This window comes from Streptomyces sp. NPDC053755, from assembly GCF_040677675.1.
Taxonomy (GTDB): Bacteria; Actinomycetota; Actinomycetes; order Streptomycetales; family Streptomycetaceae; genus Streptomyces.
In genome coordinates, this window is record NZ_JBFASK010000019.1 from 34,529 (window position 1) to 51,824 (window position 17,296).

The window sequence follows — 17,296 nt, forward strand, 5'->3', positions numbered from 1 at the left end:
GTCCATGCCGGGCTCGACTGACCTCCCCTGAGGCTCGGCTGATCACAACCCGGGGGCCCCGGCGCCCGACTCCACGGCCGCCGTGGCCCCGGGCGACATGCCCTGGTCAGTCGGGCGGCCCAGGTACCAGACCGGTCCCGGGTCCGGCACGCTCAGTTGTGTGAAGCCCATCCGGTCGTAGAAGGCCCTGGCAGGGGTGTTCGTCCGCACCATGCACAGGTGCACGGTGGGCACGCCGTGCTCGTGCAGCGCGGTGAGGAGAGTACGTATGAGGGCGCGTCCGTGTCCCCGGCCCTGCCAGGGGGGCAGCAGGTCGATGTGCAGATGTGCGGGGTGGTCGGCCAGCTCCTCGTGGACCATGCGCTCCGGCGTGTGGAGGAGGATCGCCATCGACTCGGAGGGCGTAGCGGCCTCTCCTGTGGGCGCCGGGAACCGCTCCGCCACTCGGGGCAGCCACTCCGCGCGGAACCGGGCGGCGAAGCCGGCGGTGTCCGGCGCCCCGAGGACGTAACCGACGGCACCGGTGCCGTCGTCCAGGACGAAGGCGAATTCCGGCTCCAGCTCCACATAGGGATAGGCGAAGATGACGGGCATCAGCTCGGGTTCGGGGTAGATCCCGGAGGCGTCGCCGCCCTCGTGGGCCGTTCGGACGCAGATGTCGGCGAGCCGGGCACGGTCCGACGGCCGATAGCGGCGGATGAAAGGTTCAGTCTCCATCCCCGCCACGATCCCAGAATGGGAGCGCTCCCGTAAGGGAGTTCGGTCGTTCGGTCGGCCGGTCACTGAGCCCCGGCCGGCGGCCACGCCGTGCGCTCGGCGCGTCCCCATGCGTGCCCGCGGCGTAGGGATCACGGGCGAGGGAAGGACTCGTCAAGGGCGGCTTCACGGGGGTGCGGATGGCACGGGAACGGCGATGTAGAAAGTGCGGCAGCGACGACGTGGTGACGCGACGCGACACCTACCGAGAGGCTTTGCGCAGCCAGTTCGACATGAGCCCCAGCCTGAGGACGGAGGTGGGCACCATACTGGGCGTCCTTCTCTTCCCGCCGCTTCGCGCGCTACGAGGGCTGCGCGTCGTCTGCCAAGCGTGTGGTTGGGAGAAACAGCTCTGGCGGTAGACAGAGCCTCACACCGGCCTCTCGCGGCACACGGACGTCGGCCATGACGGCCTCAAGCCGGGACACCACCGAGGCGCTGGGCCCCGGACACGCCGATCGGACACACCGAGCGGACATGCGCCGAGTACGCATTCCCGACGTGAACGGGCCGGCCACGGGGCCATCGGCAACGGGGTCGTGGTCGTTCCGCGATGACACGTGACCCGATGGGGCGGACGCGCCGGAGGGCTGGGCGCGCCGGAGGGCGAGCGGGCGCTCCAGCACACCCCGCGCGAGCGGGGGAGCCTGAGGAGGTGAGGGCCGCCGTCCTCCGGTATGCCTCCAGACCGGTCTGGCGCGAGGGGCGGACTCGGCTCCGCACGACCGACGTGCGAGCCGGCCCACGGCTCCCGTGTCGGCCCGTGCTTCGGTGGGACACCGGCCGCGTCGTCGCTGCCCGTGCCAGTGTTCCCGGCGCGCCTCGTGTCTCGCGCGTTTGTCCGTGTGGCGCAGTGGAAGAGTTGAGTCCGATGGCCGGTCGGCCGAGTCGCGACCGGCCGCGGCCGGACCTCCTGGCCGCCCTGACTCGAACGGGAGGGCTCCCTTGCGCTTCTACGCCCAGACACCCGCACGACGGAACGGCCAGGTGCTCGTGGACCTGATCGCGTTGACTCTGATCGCCGCTGCGGTGTGGGCGGCCCTCGCCGTCCGCGAGACGATCATGCTGCTGGCCGAACCGGGGCGCAGGGTGGAGAGCTCCGGCGACCGTCTCGCCGAGGAGCTGGGCAAGGCCGGAGACGCGGCATCGGACGTGCCGCTCATCGGAGGCGTCCTGGAGAAGCCGCTACAGTCCGCGGCCGACGCCGGCTCCGGTTTCGCCGACGCGGGAGTGTCGCTCCAGGAGACCGTCGATCAGGTCGCCGACGTGACCACCACGGCTCTCATCGTCGTTCCGGTGCTCTTCGTCTTGCTGCTGTGGCTCCCACCGCGCCTGCTCTGGGTGCGGCGCAGCAGCACCCTGCGGCGCCTCGCCGAGGCTCCCGGAGGCACCGACCTGCTCGCCTTGCGCGCCCTCACCGGTCCTCCTGCCGCGTTCGCCGGACTGCAGGTCCCTCCCGGCGGGTGGGCCGACGCCTGGCGCCAGGGGGACCGGAAAGCCATCACCGACCTCAGCACGGCCGCTCTCGAACACGCCGGGCTTCGGCTGTGAAGAGCCGGAGCCCCTGAGGCGGGCGCGCGGACTCCTGCCTTCGTCGCCCCACTCACCCCCGCGGCCTGCGCGCATCGGCCGCCCGGCGTCGACCGGTCGAGGAAGGTCCGCAGGCGGCGCGGGTTCTCGCGGCCCGTCGAGGGTCGCCCCCGACCGAGTCTTCTCGGACGGGGCGTCACACCGCCGCCGACAAGCGCCATAGGGCGAGGAGAGGAGTAGCGGCCGAGCGCTCATCGGGTGGGTCGGGTCCGTCGTCGTGGTGGCAGCAGCTCGGATCCGACGACCACTCTGGCGCCGCCCCTCGAGCCCGTGTCGGGCTCGATCCGCCCGGACTGCCCCCGCCGCAACACCGACCGCTACCGTGAGGGGTCATGTCCGTAGAGTCCAGGAGTTCCGGATGAGCCACCAGCCGGCCCCCGCGTCCGCCCGCACCCAGGCGGCCGAGCGACGCGCGAAGGCCGACGTCCTCGCCTCCGTGCTGCGGGACAGCGCCCCGAACGGTCACCCTGCCCCCGAGTCCCGCGTGCGGCGGGAGAACCCCCGCGACGCCCGCCTGGAGCGTCCCGCCGCGGAGCGGCCCCGTGTCGCCTGACCGCGGCCCGCGCCGGGCCCGAGTCGTCATCGTGGAGCCCGCGCTCAGCCAGTTGGAGAAGCTCACGGCCTCCGAGACGCACCGCCTCGACCGCGCCATCGTCGCGATCAGCGTCAACCCGGACCTGGGCACCCCCGTGCCCGACACGCTCCTGCGCGACTACACGGACGACATCGACGCGGTACGGGTGGTCTATTACGTCACCGCGCTGCGCACCCTCACGATCGTGGCGTACGTCGAGGCCTGAGCGATACCAGGGACTCGCCGGCGACCAGAGCGCCGAGGGTTGTGCGCTGGGGGTGACCGAGCGGCCTTCCGGGCGGCGGCGACTCCCGCACGCTCGGAACGAGCCTCGCCGAGGACCTGGCGAGCCACGGCCGGGTGGTCGTCCTCGTCGACCACCCCGGTGACGCTTCCCAGGTGCAGCTGCCGACGGCATGCGGACGACCGTCCTGACCGGGCCGCCGGGCCCGGCGACCTTCCGCACGATGGCCGACACCCGGATCACGGACCTCCGCCTGGTCCTCGACCGGCTCGGCGGCCTGCCACTCGCGCGCGTCATGGACCCCTGCCGGATCGGGCTGTACGGACACTCGGCAGGCGGGACGGCTGCGGTGTACGCGGCCCGTGGCGACCGCCGGGTCGGCGCGGTGGCGAACCTCGAGGGTCATCTCGACCTGTATCCGACACCAGGCGGGACCGAGCAGCCCCTGCTGCTGTTCCGCACCGACGGATTCGACGGCGCCGCCCGTATCGATTCCTCCTGGTCCCGCCTTCCCGGCCGCCGCGCGCTGCTCGCCGACGCCGACCACGGGTCGTCCACCGACTACGGCCCGCTCGTCGCGCAGCTCCAGGCCGCCGGGCTCGTGACCCCGACGGCGCGGGCGGCGCTCGTCGGCACGGGAGACCCGACGGTGACACTCGCAGAGATACGGCGCGGGGCGGGGGCCTCCTTCGCCCGCGATCTGTCGTAGCGAACGCGCTCCGTAGGCGGCGGGCTGCTCCTGGGCGCCTCCACGCTGCGGGCCGGAAGGCGCGTGCCGAGACGCGACCCGGCGACGCGACCGGTGCCCATGCGCCAAGCTCCAGGCAGACCTCGCGACGCGACCTGTGCCCCTGCGCCGAGCTCCAGGTATAGGGGCAAGGGAACGGGGCACTCGAATGCCGGATGTCGATACGCGCCATCCCGCACGGGCCGACTCGTCCTGCAGGAACTCCTTCCCGCCGGGGCGTGTGGACCCAGGTGAAGCAGCGGTCCCGCACGGGGCCGGGGCGGGACGAACGACGAGGTGCGAGACCGCACCCCGGTCCGGGAAGCCCGCTATCGATGGCGAATCAGGAGTTGTTCGTTCGTGACTGAGAACGCGTGGAACTACCGGCCGTCCTTCAACTACGCCGTCGGCACGGACCTCACCGGCTACAAGGTGGAGGCGGTCGACGGGAGCATCGGCAAGGTCGACAAGCACTCCGAGGAGGTGGACGACGCCTACCTGGTGGTCGACACCGGTGTGTGGATCTTCGGCAAGGAGGTACTGCTGCCCGCGAACACGATTTCACGCATCGACGAGCGGGACCAGAGGATCTATCTGGACCTCTCCAAGGAGCAGATCGAGAACGCCCCCGAGTTCCACCGCGAGAAGCACCTTGACGAGGTCGCGTACCGGGATGAGGTGGCGTCGCACTACCAGCACACGGGCGGCGCCGGCACGCAGTAGGGCACGGGCGCCGGCTGCATCCATGCGCCCGTCGCCTCGGCTCCGGGCTGGGTGCCCCGTGGAGCAAGCGAGGCCGCTTTCGCAGGGACGCCGAACGGTCCCGCTATGAGGGGGCCGGTCGGCAGTAGCGCTCGACGAGTTCGGCGTGTGCGGGGAAGCGCGTCACGAGGTCGTCGGGCCGACCGAGGGTCATGTCGGCGTAGTCGAAGCCTGGCGCGACCGCCTCACTGATCAGCGCGTGGTCTCCGGCGGTGAGGTGTGAGGCCTTCCAGACTCCTCCGGGCACGGCCAGGGTGAGGAGCTGGCCCTCGTCGGTGTCCTGTCCGAGGACGGCGCTGCTGTAGTGGCCGTCGGGGTGGAGCAGGTGGTAGGTGATCGGTGCGCCGTGGTGGTGGAAGTGCAGGATGTCGGACCGGTTCAGATGCCAGTGGCCGACCGGTGACCAGTGGGTGAGCAGGTAGTGGATGGAGGTCAGTGTGTAGCGCTCACCCGCGGGTGTCGGGATGCGTGGGCGGTGGTCCGCCTGGAAGGTCCGACGGAAGTATCCGCCTTCCACGTGGGCTTCCAGGCCGAGCGTGTCGATCCAGTGCTGCGCCGTGATCAAAGTGTCCTGTCCTCCTGTGTCTGCGGGACGTGTTCGAAGACCGCTGGGGAAGGGGTCGGCCTACGGGAGCTTGGTGCCGGGTGTCTCGTGAACCGGTATCCCCCCGTCCGCATCCTCCGCGGCCACCGACGGCGTGCCACAGGGTCCTCGGCTGGGCGCTCCCGTAACGTTGTCGTGGCCCTCCTCCCGCGGACCGACGTTCGCGCCGCCGCATGAGGCGGCGGTCTGCTCCTTCCTGCGCGCCGGACGGGGCGCAGGAAGACGACGGGGGATGCGGTCCGCCCGGTCTCGCGGGTCCGGCCCGTGCGGCCCCTGCTCCTCCTCGGCAACGATACGGCGCCTGGCCCCCCGGGCCGCGCGCCGCATCGTTCGCCGACTCGCCGACTGATCGATCATGCCGTGCCGTGTCATATGTCGAACGCTTGTACGGCACAATGTCGTTGGCGCCGCGGATCTCGCACGCCATGCTTACCCGACCGACAGCTGAGCCGCATGCCGGCCACCGTCACCCAGTGCAACCCACGACACCAGGAGTCCCGTTGACCACCACACCGATCCCACGCACGGGTGAGTCGATTTCACAGCACCGGCAGCCTCCGGTGGCCCCACTGCCCGACTTCCGCCACGTCTTCGTCGAACCCGTCTTCAGCGCCTGTGCCGTGGCGGAGGACTTTGACGGTGAGTGGCAGGAAGAAGACCGGACGTCCGACACCCGGCGGTGAGAGGGTGCCCCCTGTGCGGCTCGTCTGCCCGTCTACTTCGTCACCGCATGAGGAACCGGCACCTTCGCCCGCTCCGCAGCCCCCCACCGCGTCGTCGTGGGACTCCCCGGGAAGCGCCACGAAGCGGTGAAGGCCGAGCGTAGAGGCGGGCCCGCACCCTGGGCGAAGGTCCTGGGAGCGGTCCTCCTCCTTCCCGTCGTGGCCCTCGTCGCCCTCTTCACCGTCGCCCACTATCGCGAGACGGCGCGGGAACGGCACGCCTTCGAGGCCACCCGGGCGGACGCGGAGCGGTTCGCCGACGCCCTCGTCGCCGAAGGCCGCTCGCCGTCCGACCGGGAGGTGCGGGTCCTCCTCGACCGGCCGGCCGGCGACGGCCCGCGCAACGGTGTGCTGGTCGATGTGCGTCCCGCCGAGCACGGCACCCGGGTCTTCGTCCAGTTCTCCCGTGTGTACGAACGGCCCCTGGCCCTGTTCGGCCCGGCAGAGACCACGGCCACGCGCTGTTTCACCATCGACGTTCCGGAGACCTCCCAGGCCCGGCCCCGGGTCACGGCCTACGGCCCCGAGCAGTCCTGCACCACCGTGGCCGCCTCAACCGCGAACTGACGGGAGTCGGCATGTCTCCAACCGGCGATGTCCTCCCGGCCTGGTCCAGGATCACCCGCCGGCTCGGGCAGCATGCGCGGGGCGACCGCGCGGCCCGTCACCCTGGCGCCTCCGCCGCCGCTCTCACCTCCCTTGAGGACGGACTCGGGTTCCCCCGCACCCCGCGCTGAGGGCGTTGCTTTCGGCCAACGACGGCCTCGTGCCGCGCACGGCGAGTGACGAGCCCGGGGCGTTCCTCCTCGGGTACGGCCACCTGGCCACCGAGAAGGTCCTGGAGTCGCAGCGCCATCTCGCCTCCCGCGCCGAAGACGCCGTCGAGGAGGGGTACGAGGACGAGGTGGGGCGGACCGCGCACGAGCGCGGGGTCCCCTTCGGACAGGCGCTCACCGGCGACCTGCTCTTCGTCGACCACCGCGAGGGCGCGGAGGGCGTGTACGGAACGGACTGTGAGATCTCCTTCGGCGATCCGGACCACCGGCGGCCGTGGCCCGGCGTGGGGGCCACGCTCGACGGCCTGGCCACGGCGATGTCGCACGGCACCCCTCTGGCCGCGCTGGGCCGCCGACCAGCCGTGCACGAGAGCCGGATGCTGGAGTGGCCGACGGTCTGACCGTCCGGTGTGGGCGGGAAAGACGCCGCGACCCCGTGCACGGCCGTTTCCGGGATCACGACGGCTTCCCGGTCCCAGGGGAAACCGGCAGACCGCCATGCTCCGACGGGCCGACTGCTGTCGCCGGCGAACGTCATGGCTCAGCCTCGAGACCGGTCGGGAACCGTCTCACGACCAGACAAGCCGACCTTCGGCGACCCGGCAGACCGGCAAGCTTCCCTTGCCGATCCTCGTCAGCGTCTCCGCCACGGAGTCGAAATAATGGGCCATCGATGCGTACTCGCCCGTGACCGTGGGGGCACCCACGAACCACCTGCCGACGCGCCCGTCCCTCACAATCCGGAACGCTCAGGGACCGGCCGCGGCGCTCAGTCCCACGGCTGGCCGCGTAGGTCAGATCGAGGCATGGCTCGACGTCTGTGAAGACGCTGACCAGGCACCGCTGTTCGCCTCCCACGACCCCGACGCACTCTTCACCGCCGACCGCCGACCGCCGACCGCCGACCGCCGACCGCCGACCGCCGACCGCGACCGCGACCGCGACCGCACCACCGGCGCCGGCAGCGCGGCCCTCGCCGACCTCCTCGTCATCCTCCGCCCTGCCGCACCCGCACCCGGACCCCATCTCCTGCGCCGAAGGACGGAGACGTCGAACACCTCCCTCAACGGCGCCGGAGTCGGTGCGTTGCGGTCCTCATCCTGATCCTGACTCGGCGCCTGGGTCGCTCGATCAGTGGCCCCTCTGAGAGAACTCGGCGACATGGTGGTCCCGTAACCGGCCCTTCGGGGAAGCCCGGTCTCCTGCTCACCTACCTCGGAAGGATCTTGAATGATCTAATGATCGACGGCCCCGCAGGCATCGGTCGCCGTCTTCGCCCTAGGTGTGGCGAGAAGGACGACCCGGCCGGGCGAGGCTCGCTCCGTATGCACCCCCACCGAGGGGTGCATTTTTCTCGTTCTACGGCAAGGGATGTGAAGAGCTGGATGAGGAGACCTTCCATAGCAGTGGGCGCGGCCGCGCTGTGCTTCGCTCTGCTCGGCCTGTCCACGGGCGCCGGTAGCGCGACCGCCGCACCCGGGCAACCGGCAGGGACGACCACGGCATTCGACGGCATGGCGGATGCTCCGACCGTTCAGGCGGCCGAACCGGGCACCGGTGTCCGGTTGGCCGGCACCGGCGCCCGCCACGACTACAACGGTGACGGCCGCAGCGATCTGGCCGCCTGGTACGACTACGCAGACGGGCACGACGCCGTACGCACCTTCCTCGCGGGATCGAACGGCGCTTTCGCCGCGCCCGGGGTGGGCTGGGAGACCCCCGCAGGCAACTACTGGGTCCAGAACATGAAGCGCCTCACCGGCGACTTCAACGGGGACGGTGTGGGTGACCTCGCGGCCTTCTACGGTTACGAGGACGGCCGGGTCACTCTACTGACCTGGCTCGGCCGTGGAGACGGCACATTCGAGAGCCCTCTCCATTCCTGGACCGCGGCGCCTGGCAACTGGAATTTCGACGCCATGACCGCCCAGGCCGGCGACTTCAACGGCGACGGCCGTGACGACGTCGCCGTCTGGTACGCCTATGGAGACGGCAGTGACAAACTCTTCACGATGCTCGCCCGCCCGGACGGCGGTTTCGGCGCGCACTTCTCCTCGTTCCAGCGGACCCCTGGGGATGGCTGGTACGTCAACCGCATGAAGTTCGCCACCGGTGACTTCAACGGGGACGGCCGCGACGACCTCGCGGCGCTGTACGGGTACCGGGACGGCAGTGTGAAGCTGTTGTACTGGGCCGGGCGGACCGACGGCGGGTTCGCCGAGCCCGTGCACGGCTGGGAGTCCACGGGCTGGACGTTCCGCCAGGCGAGTCTGCACGCGGGTGACTTCGACGGTGACGGTCGTGACGAACTGGCCGCCTGGTACGACTACGCGGACGGACACGACGCGGTGATCGGCTTCCGTCTCGGCACGGACGGAAAGTTCGGCGCCCGGCGGGACATGCTGGCCCTCCCGGCGGGCTCGTACGATCGTTCGCGTATGAAGATCGTCACCGGTGACTTCAACGGGGACGGCCGCGGCGACCTGGCCACTCTCTACGGTTACGCCGACGGACGGGTGAAGACGATCACCTTCACCGCCAAGTCCGACGGCAACCTCAATGGCCCCCTGCACAGCTGGGAGTCCGAGCCCGGCAACTGGACCTTCAGCCAGGTCCACATGATGGAGGGGTACACCAGCCCCACCCTGCTGCCCTACTGTCCCGCGGTGTTCGGGCACGGCGGGTGGCCTCAGGAGGCGGACGGCTGGCAAGAGGACCAGATCCGTGCAGCGAACCACCCCAGGGGCCTCGCCCAGGAGAAGAGCTGGGGCGCGGCCGGGGTGGAGGCCGATCTGCGGCTGACCAAGAACGGCACCCAGGCAGTGATGTGGCACAACAGAACCACCTTCGGGCTGACCGGATCGTCCGATTCCATCTCGGAGCTGACGTGGGCGAGCGGGTCCAACCCGCTCAAGGGACGCACCATCACGCGCGGCCCTTACACGGGTGAGACCGTGTACACGTTCCGCGAGTGGCTCGACAGCGCCAAGGCTCTCGGCATGGTCGTGTTGGTGGAGGTGAAGTCGGAGACGAAGGAGTCTCTCCTCAGCAGCGACTCGTCGATCCGGGAGACGGCCTGGAACCAGGTGCTCGCACCGATCGCGGAGCGCATCGGGTCCCAGGAGATCATGATCTACACGCAGGACACGCAGCTGGATCCGGTGCTCCGGAGCCGGGTCAGCGCCGCCGGCCTCTCCGCGGCCCTCACCGGTTTCCCCGACTGGTACGACGTCGTCGACTGGCAGGAGCCGCCCCCGCCGGCCTCCGGCAACTACGCCTCCTGGCAGCGGGCGCTGGACGCCGATGCGACCCGTCTGGCCACCTCGTGGACGCCGGGCCTCACCGACTGGATGGACGGACGCTGCGTCTGATGTTCGCACGGGCCGCGGGGGAGGCGATGAAGTCCGCCTCCCCCGCGGCCCGGTGCTTTCCGCATGCCGCTCCACGGCCGGATCAGTGGTGAAGCGCAGGTGCGGCCAGGCCGTCCCGATGCGGCCGAGGTCGATGAGGTAGCCGGCCGACTCATCACGTCTCGGCGCCACCGGCGGTTCGCCTATCGCGCCGGGGCGACGGCGCGCCCCGCCGGTCGGCGCGTCCGCCTGGAGCCCGGCCCGGCGGGAGGCGAACGCGCCTGACCAGCACGCGGGCCGGCCGCCTGTTGTCGGCGATGGCGGCCAGGCCGGTGAAGCGGACGGCGTATCCCGATCCGCCCGCGTCCCGGTACAGGACGAGGATGGTCGACGTTCCGAGGGTGCGCCGGTACGGCCGCCGTCCGCTCGCCATGCCGGGACGGTCCTGCGGACTCACCGCCCATGCGAAGCGTCGGCGTCACCGGGAACGTACGCGCTCCCGACCGTCCGGATAAACGGATGGTCGGGGGCGAGGGGGCCACGGCAGGATGATCCGCATGACATTGCCTGCCCCCGAGCTGCACACCGCCCGTCTCCGACTGAGGCCGTTCACCGACGCGGACGCGGCGCCGCTCTACGCGCTGCACAGCAGCGCCGACGTGCTGCGCTACTGGGACTCCCCGCCGTGGACCGAACCGGCCCGCGCGCAGCGCTTCATCGCGACCTGCCGGAGGATCGAGGAGGAAGGCAAGGGAGCGCGGGTGGCCGTCGACCGCGTCTCCGACGGCGCGTTCATCGGCTGGTGCGGCCTGACCGGCTGGAACCCGGACTTCCGCAGCGCGTCCCTGGGCTACGTCTTCGACGCCGCCGCGTGGGGCAACGGCTACGCCACGGAGACCGCGCACGCCGTCCTGCGGTGGGCGTTCGACACCCTGGACCTGAACCGTGTCCAGGCCGAGACCGACACGCGCAACGTGGCGTCCGCCCGGGTCCTGGAGAAGCTCGGCTTCCTCCGCGAAGGCACCCTCCGCGAGGACTGCGTCGTCAACGGCGACGTCTCCGACTCCTGGGTCTTCGGCCTCCTCCGCCGCGAGTGGCACCCGACGGCCACGCCGACGGCCGGTCGCTGGATCCCCTCTGACAAATGATCACCGAGCCGGGACGGACGTGCTCGATCCGATTGCCTTGCCGTTCTGACGTCGGCCAGTGAGCCTGGACTGGTGCCAGGACAAGGGAAAGGAAGACGGCGACAAGAGGACGAGGCTCGGCGTATCGCCGCTCGCACCGCGCCGAAGGCGGGGCAGTGGGACGTGGTCGTCGAGACTCGGGACCGGGCGGAGACGCGCACGCGGTGTGCCGCCTTCGGGAGGCAGGAGTCGACGATCGATGATCCGGAGCCCTTGTTGCCGCGGGGGATGGGCGCGGGCGGCCGGAGCGGGATCACCGGCGGGTGATCGACGTCTCCACCGGCAGCTCGCGCCACTGCTGCGGCCGGGTGCCCACCGTCCGCCCGGGACAGGAACCGCCCGGGACAGGAACCGCCCCGGACATCGCCGGCCCGCCGACGCCGCAGACCGCCGGTTCATGTCCACGAGACGTTGAACAGCGCGTACTCGAGCAGGTCAGGGGCGGCCCGGGACGGCAACGCCCCCGATGCCGCCGCCTGTTCGGCGGCCGCCTGCATGAAGGAGCAGTAGACCCCATAGCGGTGCGCCGACCAGCCACCCTCCCGCCAGACCCAGCGGGCGATCGAGCCGTCGGGATCGTGGCCGGTCTCCTGGCCGACCGCCTGCGCCAGTGACCGCAGACGCCGGGCCAGCACACGGTCGAGAATCAGCGGCCGGGGACCGGCCGCCGGCGGTACCGACGCGCCAGCGAAGTACAGGAACTTGGTGAAGAACGACGGCCCCAGCCCTCGGATGCGCCCCAGCAGCTCGGCGTAGGCCGCTTCGGCTCCGGCTCCTCTCAATGTGGTGACCGCCTCGGTCCGGGCCAGCACCGCCTCCAGGTCTGACGCGGCCAGGATCCTGCGCAGGGTGGCGGGTCCGCTGCCGCCCGGAGAGCCGCGCTTTCCCTTCCCCCACACGTAGGTGACGACCAGGGCCTCCCCGAAGGCTCCGCGCCGTAGCGCATCCGCGACCGTCGACGCCACCTCTGCCCGGCTGATCCGTGCATCACCGGCCTGTGACGCGGGAGTCAGCGACGCGGGCCAGGGAGTGATCCGTGCCCACCGACTGGGGGTGTAGAGCACCGCGTGCGAGCCCGGTGTCCCGTTCGCCAGCCGCACCGCGTTCCGGCTCCACCATTGGTCCAGTGCCCCCAGGACGTGATCGGGCAGCAGGCACCCGGCCATCTCGCGGTCCACCGCATCCGCCCGGTCCTGCCTGGTCGAAATCCCCCCGCCACGTCCCGGAGCACTCGTCAAAGCCTGTGGAGGCACGGGGGTCAGCTGATCGTCAGCTGCCATCTGATTTCTCCGTCGTGCCACTGCTCGGTGGGAGTGAGGCCGACTGCGGTGGCGATGGCGGCGGACGCCTTGTGATCCGGATGGATGTGCGCGACGACCGTGTGCACCGGGTGTGTCCGGAGCCAGCCGACGAGCCCTCGGGTGGCTTCGGTGGCGATGCCGCGTCGCTGCCAGAGGGCCCCTACTACCCAGGCGATCTCCGCACTGGCTCCGCGGTCGTCCGCCGTGACCGTCGCTTGGACATAGCCGGTCAGGCAGGCCGCGCTGCGGAGCTGGATCGCCCAGTTGCACCAGGATTCGCCGGGGCGGGGAGAGCCGGCCACCAGACGTTCGTAGCGGACACGCAGAGCCTGGGGGGTGTCCGGCATCCCGCCGGTGAAGGTGTGAAGGCCAGGGTCGGACAGCACAGCGGCCATCTCGTCGGCGTGCTCGACCTGCAGGGGAAGGAGGGCCAGCCGGTCGGTACGGATTCCTTCGGGGCTGAGGGTGATCACGTTGCCTCCTGGTCGGGACGTTCGACGAGTATGCCGCGCTCGAAGCGGGCGGCAGCACCGAGCCGCGTCCCAGACTGCTCTGTCCCCACACGTCGGTCGGCCCACGGCACGTGGGGTAGGGCATGAAGTGCTGACCGGCAGTTGTGGAGCGTCGGTGCGGGGCAGTGGGAGGACACCGTCACTATGGCGAGGGACCTCCTGCGCAATGCGGCCAACGATCCCGCGATGCGCTACCGCGCCGGCCGCGGACGTCCGTCCCACGCAACGTTCCTCCTCTGCGCCAACGGCGCTGCGGGCGTCCTCTCGTATCCCGTTAACATCTACAACCACGGTTGGGGCGAGGCGTCCAAGTCTGCCGTCGAACGCCCCCGGACTCTTCGGGTCGAACGAGACGATGTCGGGACGCGGTGTCTGCAGGGGACTCTTCGGGGACAGCTGCCCTGCCCCGCTTCCACGGTCGCCTGACAGGAATGAGGTGACCAGGAATGGTCGCGGACCACTACCTCGGACATCTGCTCGACAGGGTTCCCGAGACCAGGCCGTTCCTGGAGGAGATGTACGAGGAGGAGGACGGACCGATCGAGGCGCTGCCGAGCTCGGACACCGACCTGGACCTCTACGCGATCCTGCTCGACGGGCTGGTCAGGCCCGTCCTCCAGCCCGCTCTGGCCGCGCCGGAGCGGGACGAGGACCTGCTGCGGCGGTGCTTCGGCTTCGTCGAGGAGATCTACGAGGTGGACACCGAGTTCGCTCGCGGCGCGGTGTACTTCCAGGTCCTGGAGAGCCTCCTCGACGCCGGGGACTACCTGGTCAACGCGGTCCCGTTCCTACGGGGGAACCTCAGGGAGCCTGTATCCAAGATGCTCAGGAACTACGAGGTCGAGGGCTACGAGAACGGCCTGCCGCCCCTCTGACCGCGCGCTTCGCGCGCACCTTGCGGGTGAGGCTTTGGCACCGGCCCTTCCGTGTGGGCAACTGCGCTGACGCGCTCGCCACGTGACGCACCTTGCGTCATGGAGGCAGGGCCGTGATCCGTTGTGCCGCACGCCTCCGGCAGGATGGCGTCATGGTCCAGCACATGGTGTCGCCGTCGGAAGCCTGGCGCCGGATTGACGCTTGGCTGGCGACCCACGCGCCGTCCGACTCGGCACGGCTCAACCCACCTGCGACACAGGGCGAGATTCAGCTTGCGGAGCGGCTCCTCGGTAGCCCGTTGCCCAGTGATCTCGTTGAGTCTCTGCGATGCCACAACGGAGCAAGTGCCTGGACGACCCTTCTGCCGGATCAGTCACCGCTCCCGGTGAGCGGCATCGTGGATCGTTGGCAGATGTGCATGCAGGTCGCCGCGGAGAACGACGGCCTGTCCCGCCGATCCTGGGACGACGAGCCTTGGTGGCAGCCGCTCTGGATTCCGTGGGCCGAGAGCGCCGACGGCGGGGTCCATGTGATCGACCAACGACCTGGCCCGTACGCGGGCCGCCTCGGCTGGGCGGGTCACAGCGGTGGCGGCGACTTCACCGACTCATGGCCCAGTCTGGCGACCCTTCTCCACGCAGTCGCCCATGCGCTCGACGAAGGGGGTGACGTTCGCGGGCTCCATCCCTACCTCACCACACAAGGTGAGCTCTGGTGGGATGAAGAAGGTTGCGTGGAGCTCAACGGTCACCCACTGAGGGCGGCACCGGTCGGGTTGTCCTAGCCTGCAGATCCGGTGCGCCGCCACACTGGCCGGTTCAGTGCCTCCGAGCCGACATGCACGCCGCACCCGGAACACCGTGCCCGGAGGGCTGGGCACGGTACGACATGGGCTTCGCCGAATGGCTCTACCGATACCTCATCGGGGAAGACATGGCCGGTCCCCACAGCTCTGCCTTCTACCCGGGCCCGCCAGAGCTGCTCAGGCTCCCGATTAGGCGGCATGAGTGCGGACGGACGATGTCATCGCATCCGAACGGTGGCGCAGGTGAACGTCGTGTCCAGGAGCAGCTCGGGGGTGATGGCGACGCCGGTGAGGTGCTCCGCCAGAGCGAAGGCGGCTGGTGAGGAAAGGTCCTCGTCGGACTCCGGTGCGTCGTCCTCTACGTGGAAGCCGATGCCCACCATGACGTCGAGGAGTTCATCGGGTGTGGTGCCCCAGCGCTCTTCAGGGAACATGGGGTCGAAGCAGAGGCGCAGGGCCTGGTCCTCGGCCCAGAGGAACGTGCCGACGGCGTTGATGTTGACGAAGTGAGAGATCCAGCTCGTACCGGCGGAGGCCGGAAGCGCTCGTTCTTCCGTGACCCCGAGGTAGCCGTTGGGCTCGATCAGCAGCGTCCAAGCGCCGACGGTGGTCACGGCGACCATCTGACGGTCGCCATCCTCGAGCTCGTACTGGGCGAAAGTGGCATCGACGACCGCGGATATGCCTCGCATGGGCGTCTCCTCACGTCCTTCGAGCCGGAGAATCAGCTCAGCGGGTGACAGGCCCCGCACCAGGGTGAAGCAGTACGCCTCGGCAATGTCAGGGAAGTCGTTCTCGAACCACGCGTAGTCCGCCCCGGTCTTCGTCATACCGCTCATCCTCGTCTCTGGGTCTGACAGTGAGGAGGTGCCTGGTGCCGTTCGGGACTCCGACTCCGGTCTCACTGATGTATGGGCTGTCTGTCTGTCTGCTGCGCCCGGCGGATCGATCCCCGTACGAGCACAGGTCGCGGGGCCGGCAAGGCGCAGCCGTGCCTTGCCCGGTCGGCACGGGTCCCGCCCCGGGCCATGAGCGGCACCGAAGCGCCGTGCTCACGATGGCTCTGTCGAACTCCGCTTGTCCTCGACGTGGACGACACGCGGTTCGGTACCGTCCCGATGCCGCTTGGAACGACCGCACAGCCCGACGGCGAGCTCCGACTGATCCTCCGGCTCATCAGGGCCGACATAGGTCAGGACATCGTTGTGGTGGCCGGTGACGACCCACCCCTCGGCATCCGCGAGGTCGATCACCCCGAAGTCTCCCGCCGAGGAGCCGGCACGCGCCGGGCCGAACTGCCTCAGGATGGTGGTGGCCGCTTCGGCAAGTCCTTCGTCCGTAGTGCTCAGAACGACACACGTGCCATGCTCGAACAGCACCCACGACTTGCGGGGGTCGGCGAGGAGCCGCTGCCAGATGTCTATGAGGTTCTCGGTGGTCACGGCGGCCATCATGCCGCAGTGCACTGACACAGCGTGACGGCCGACCGGCGCGAGCGACGCGGTACGCGGCTCGTGTCGACACTCGCCACCCGCGACGCACGAGGGGCCTGTGACGTACGCGCGGCACCGGCCCGGCGCGGCCGCGTCCGTGGTCGGACCCGTCGACAGCTGGGTCCGGGGGTCACGCGGCCACCGCGCCACGCTGGCAGCACCCTCTTGCCGAACCCGCGGGCTTTCCGTGGGAATGAGGGCGGGTTTCGGGGGTAGGCGGGACGCGGCAGACGCGCGGGCATGGGGTGGATCGGGTATGAACATGGAACAGACAGCGCACGGCGAGCACCGGCAGTCGCTGCTGATGAGTGACGACATCTCCGTGACGGGGGCCTTCGAGGGCAGCGAGGACATCGCCGCAGCCCGCGATCTGGCCGGTCGTTTTCTCGCTGACGTGCAAGCCGTGCACGGGCTCCCGGTGTCCGCGCGCGCGATGGGGATGGTGCAGCTCGTGGTCAGCGAGCTGGTCACCAACGCCCGAAAGTACGCGCCCGGCCCGTGCCTGCTGACGCTCACCGTCGACGGCGGCGCCATCGAGGTGAGCGCGTGGGACAGCAACCCGAACCCGCCGGTGATCCTGGGGGCCGACCCGAGCCGGATCGGGCAGCACGGCCTGGAGATCGTCATGGCGGTAAGCCAGAGTTTCGCGGTCCACCGTGAACCGGTCGGCAAGCGAATCGCCACGTCCATCACCCTGGCCGACGATCCCGGCGGCGACGTCACCGGCCGCCGACTGTGATCGCACCGCTTTCCTTCGGCCGGCCGTCGGGCAAGGTCGGCAGCGGGGTCTGATCAGATCTTCTCGTCGACCATGCCTGTCATGACCCACGTGGGCGCGCGAGCCGGCCAGTAGCCGACCGCCTTCCGCGGCATCGGACGGACTGGTGGTCCTCTCTGCCCGTCACGGGCGATGCCGCCGCCCCAGCGTCCGCGTGAGCCGTCTTCGGCCGGCCCGAGGCGCGGAGTGAGTCCCACGCGTGGCTGTTCGTCCCGTCCGGCGGGGTGATGCGCCACCCG

18 protein-coding genes are annotated in these 17,296 nt (G+C 70.4%); 12 read left to right on the top strand and 6 right to left on the bottom strand.

The features are described from left to right. Positions 1-42 precede the first annotated feature (42 nt). A complete protein-coding gene (locus AB0K65_RS19315; RefSeq protein WP_365718026.1) occupies positions 43-717 on the bottom strand; it encodes an N-acetyltransferase in 675 nt (224 codons plus the stop codon). Positions 718-1,701: 984 nt separating this feature from the next. Between AB0K65_RS19315 and AB0K65_RS19320 the strand changes: the two genes are divergently transcribed. From AB0K65_RS19320 to AB0K65_RS19340, 5 genes are all read left to right on the top strand, one after another. Further along, positions 1,702-2,307, top strand: a complete 606-nt coding sequence (locus tag AB0K65_RS19320) for a hypothetical protein (RefSeq protein ID WP_365718028.1) — start codon at positions 1,702-1,704, stop codon at positions 2,305-2,307. Between the two features lie 397 nt (positions 2,308-2,704). Next, entirely contained in the window at positions 2,705-2,899 is a 195-nt protein-coding gene (locus AB0K65_RS19325; RefSeq protein ID WP_365718030.1) for a hypothetical protein, read from the top strand. After that, a complete protein-coding gene (locus tag AB0K65_RS19330; protein WP_365718032.1) occupies positions 2,889-3,146 on the top strand; it encodes a hypothetical protein in 258 nt (85 codons plus the stop codon). Before AB0K65_RS19325 ends, AB0K65_RS19330 begins: the two co-directional genes overlap by 11 nt. Positions 3,147-3,336: 190 nt before the next feature. Next, complete coding sequence (locus AB0K65_RS19335) at positions 3,337-3,873, top strand: hypothetical protein (RefSeq protein WP_365718035.1); 537 nt, start codon at positions 3,337-3,339, stop codon at positions 3,871-3,873. Positions 3,874-4,251: 378 nt separating this feature from the next. Beyond that, on the top strand, positions 4,252-4,614 hold the full coding sequence (locus AB0K65_RS19340) for a PRC-barrel domain-containing protein (protein ID WP_365718037.1): 363 nt from the start codon (positions 4,252-4,254) through the stop codon (positions 4,612-4,614). A 103-nt stretch (positions 4,615-4,717) separates the two neighbouring features. Here AB0K65_RS19340 and AB0K65_RS19345 read toward each other — a convergent pair whose 3' ends face one another. Next, the gene (locus tag AB0K65_RS19345) at positions 4,718-5,218 is read right to left on the bottom strand and encodes a cupin domain-containing protein (protein WP_365718039.1); all 501 of its coding nucleotides are present in this window, start codon (positions 5,216-5,218) and stop codon (positions 4,718-4,720) included. An 818-nt stretch (positions 5,219-6,036) separates the two neighbouring features. On the opposite strand from AB0K65_RS19345, the gene AB0K65_RS19350 reads away from it, so the two are divergent. From AB0K65_RS19350 to AB0K65_RS19365, 4 genes are all read left to right on the top strand, one after another. Beyond that, positions 6,037-6,546, top strand: coding sequence for a hypothetical protein (locus AB0K65_RS19350; protein ID WP_365718041.1), 510 nt, complete (start codon positions 6,037-6,039; stop codon positions 6,544-6,546). A gap of 175 nt (positions 6,547-6,721) precedes the next feature. Beyond that, positions 6,722-7,156, top strand: coding sequence for a hypothetical protein (locus AB0K65_RS19355; RefSeq protein ID WP_365718043.1), 435 nt, complete (start codon positions 6,722-6,724; stop codon positions 7,154-7,156). A 984-nt stretch (positions 7,157-8,140) separates the two neighbouring features. Beyond that, a complete protein-coding gene (locus AB0K65_RS19360) occupies positions 8,141-10,126 on the top strand; it encodes an FG-GAP-like repeat-containing protein (RefSeq protein ID WP_365718045.1) in 1,986 nt (661 codons plus the stop codon). A gap of 536 nt (positions 10,127-10,662) precedes the next feature. Beyond that, the gene (locus AB0K65_RS19365) at positions 10,663-11,253 is read left to right on the top strand and encodes a GNAT family protein (RefSeq protein WP_365718047.1); all 591 of its coding nucleotides are present in this window, start codon (positions 10,663-10,665) and stop codon (positions 11,251-11,253) included. 434 nt (positions 11,254-11,687) lie between these two features. Here the strand turns inward: AB0K65_RS19365 and AB0K65_RS19370 are convergent, their stop codons facing one another. Together AB0K65_RS19370 and AB0K65_RS19375 are read right to left on the bottom strand one after the other, a co-directional pair. Then, positions 11,688-12,470, bottom strand: a complete 783-nt coding sequence (locus AB0K65_RS19370; protein WP_365718049.1) for a hypothetical protein — start codon at positions 12,468-12,470, stop codon at positions 11,688-11,690. An 80-nt stretch (positions 12,471-12,550) separates the two neighbouring features. Next, on the bottom strand, positions 12,551-13,066 hold the full coding sequence (locus AB0K65_RS19375; RefSeq protein WP_365718051.1) for a GNAT family N-acetyltransferase: 516 nt from the start codon (positions 13,064-13,066) through the stop codon (positions 12,551-12,553). Between the two features lie 485 nt (positions 13,067-13,551). On the opposite strand from AB0K65_RS19375, the gene AB0K65_RS19380 reads away from it, so the two are divergent. Both AB0K65_RS19380 and AB0K65_RS19385 read left to right on the top strand, forming a co-directional pair. Continuing rightward, positions 13,552-13,980, top strand: a complete 429-nt coding sequence (locus AB0K65_RS19380; RefSeq protein ID WP_365718053.1) for a hypothetical protein — start codon at positions 13,552-13,554, stop codon at positions 13,978-13,980. A gap of 152 nt (positions 13,981-14,132) precedes the next feature. Continuing rightward, the gene (locus AB0K65_RS19385) at positions 14,133-14,765 is read left to right on the top strand and encodes an SMI1/KNR4 family protein (RefSeq protein WP_365718055.1); all 633 of its coding nucleotides are present in this window, start codon (positions 14,133-14,135) and stop codon (positions 14,763-14,765) included. A gap of 239 nt (positions 14,766-15,004) precedes the next feature. Here the strand turns inward: AB0K65_RS19385 and AB0K65_RS19390 are convergent, their stop codons facing one another. Together AB0K65_RS19390 and AB0K65_RS19395 are read right to left on the bottom strand one after the other, a co-directional pair. Next, entirely contained in the window at positions 15,005-15,616 is a 612-nt protein-coding gene (locus AB0K65_RS19390; RefSeq protein WP_365718057.1) for a DUF6461 domain-containing protein, read from the bottom strand. Positions 15,617-15,838: 222 nt separating this feature from the next. After that, a complete protein-coding gene (locus AB0K65_RS19395; RefSeq protein WP_365718241.1) occupies positions 15,839-16,237 on the bottom strand; it encodes a hypothetical protein in 399 nt (132 codons plus the stop codon). Between the two features lie 304 nt (positions 16,238-16,541). Between AB0K65_RS19395 and AB0K65_RS19400 the strand changes: the two genes are divergently transcribed. After that, a complete protein-coding gene (locus AB0K65_RS19400; protein ID WP_365718243.1) occupies positions 16,542-17,018 on the top strand; it encodes an ATP-binding protein in 477 nt (158 codons plus the stop codon). Positions 17,019-17,296 lie beyond the last annotated feature (278 nt).

Bases quoted from the DNA above. Each gene is read 5' to 3' on its own strand.
- AB0K65_RS19315 (WP_365718026.1), bottom strand. From the start codon at position 717: ATGGAGACTGAACCTTTCATCCGCCGCTATCGGCCGTCGGACCGTGCC.
- AB0K65_RS19325 (WP_365718030.1), top strand. From the start codon at position 2,705: ATGAGCCACCAGCCGGCCCCCGCGTCCGCCCGCACCCAGGCGGCCGAG.
- AB0K65_RS19335 (WP_365718035.1), top strand. From the start codon at position 3,337: ATGCGGACGACCGTCCTGACCGGGCCGCCGGGCCCGGCGACCTTCCGC.
- AB0K65_RS19360 (WP_365718045.1), top strand. From the start codon at position 8,141: ATGAGGAGACCTTCCATAGCAGTGGGCGCGGCCGCGCTGTGCTTCGCT.
- AB0K65_RS19365 (WP_365718047.1), top strand. From the start codon at position 10,663: ATGACATTGCCTGCCCCCGAGCTGCACACCGCCCGTCTCCGACTGAGG.
- AB0K65_RS19380 (WP_365718053.1), top strand. From the start codon at position 13,552: ATGGTCGCGGACCACTACCTCGGACATCTGCTCGACAGGGTTCCCGAG.
- AB0K65_RS19385 (WP_365718055.1), top strand. From the start codon at position 14,133: ATGGTCCAGCACATGGTGTCGCCGTCGGAAGCCTGGCGCCGGATTGAC.
- AB0K65_RS19390 (WP_365718057.1), bottom strand. From the start codon at position 15,616: ATGACGAAGACCGGGGCGGACTACGCGTGGTTCGAGAACGACTTCCCT.
- AB0K65_RS19395 (WP_365718241.1), bottom strand. From the start codon at position 16,237: ATGGCCGCCGTGACCACCGAGAACCTCATAGACATCTGGCAGCGGCTC.
- AB0K65_RS19400 (WP_365718243.1), top strand. From the start codon at position 16,542: ATGGAACAGACAGCGCACGGCGAGCACCGGCAGTCGCTGCTGATGAGT.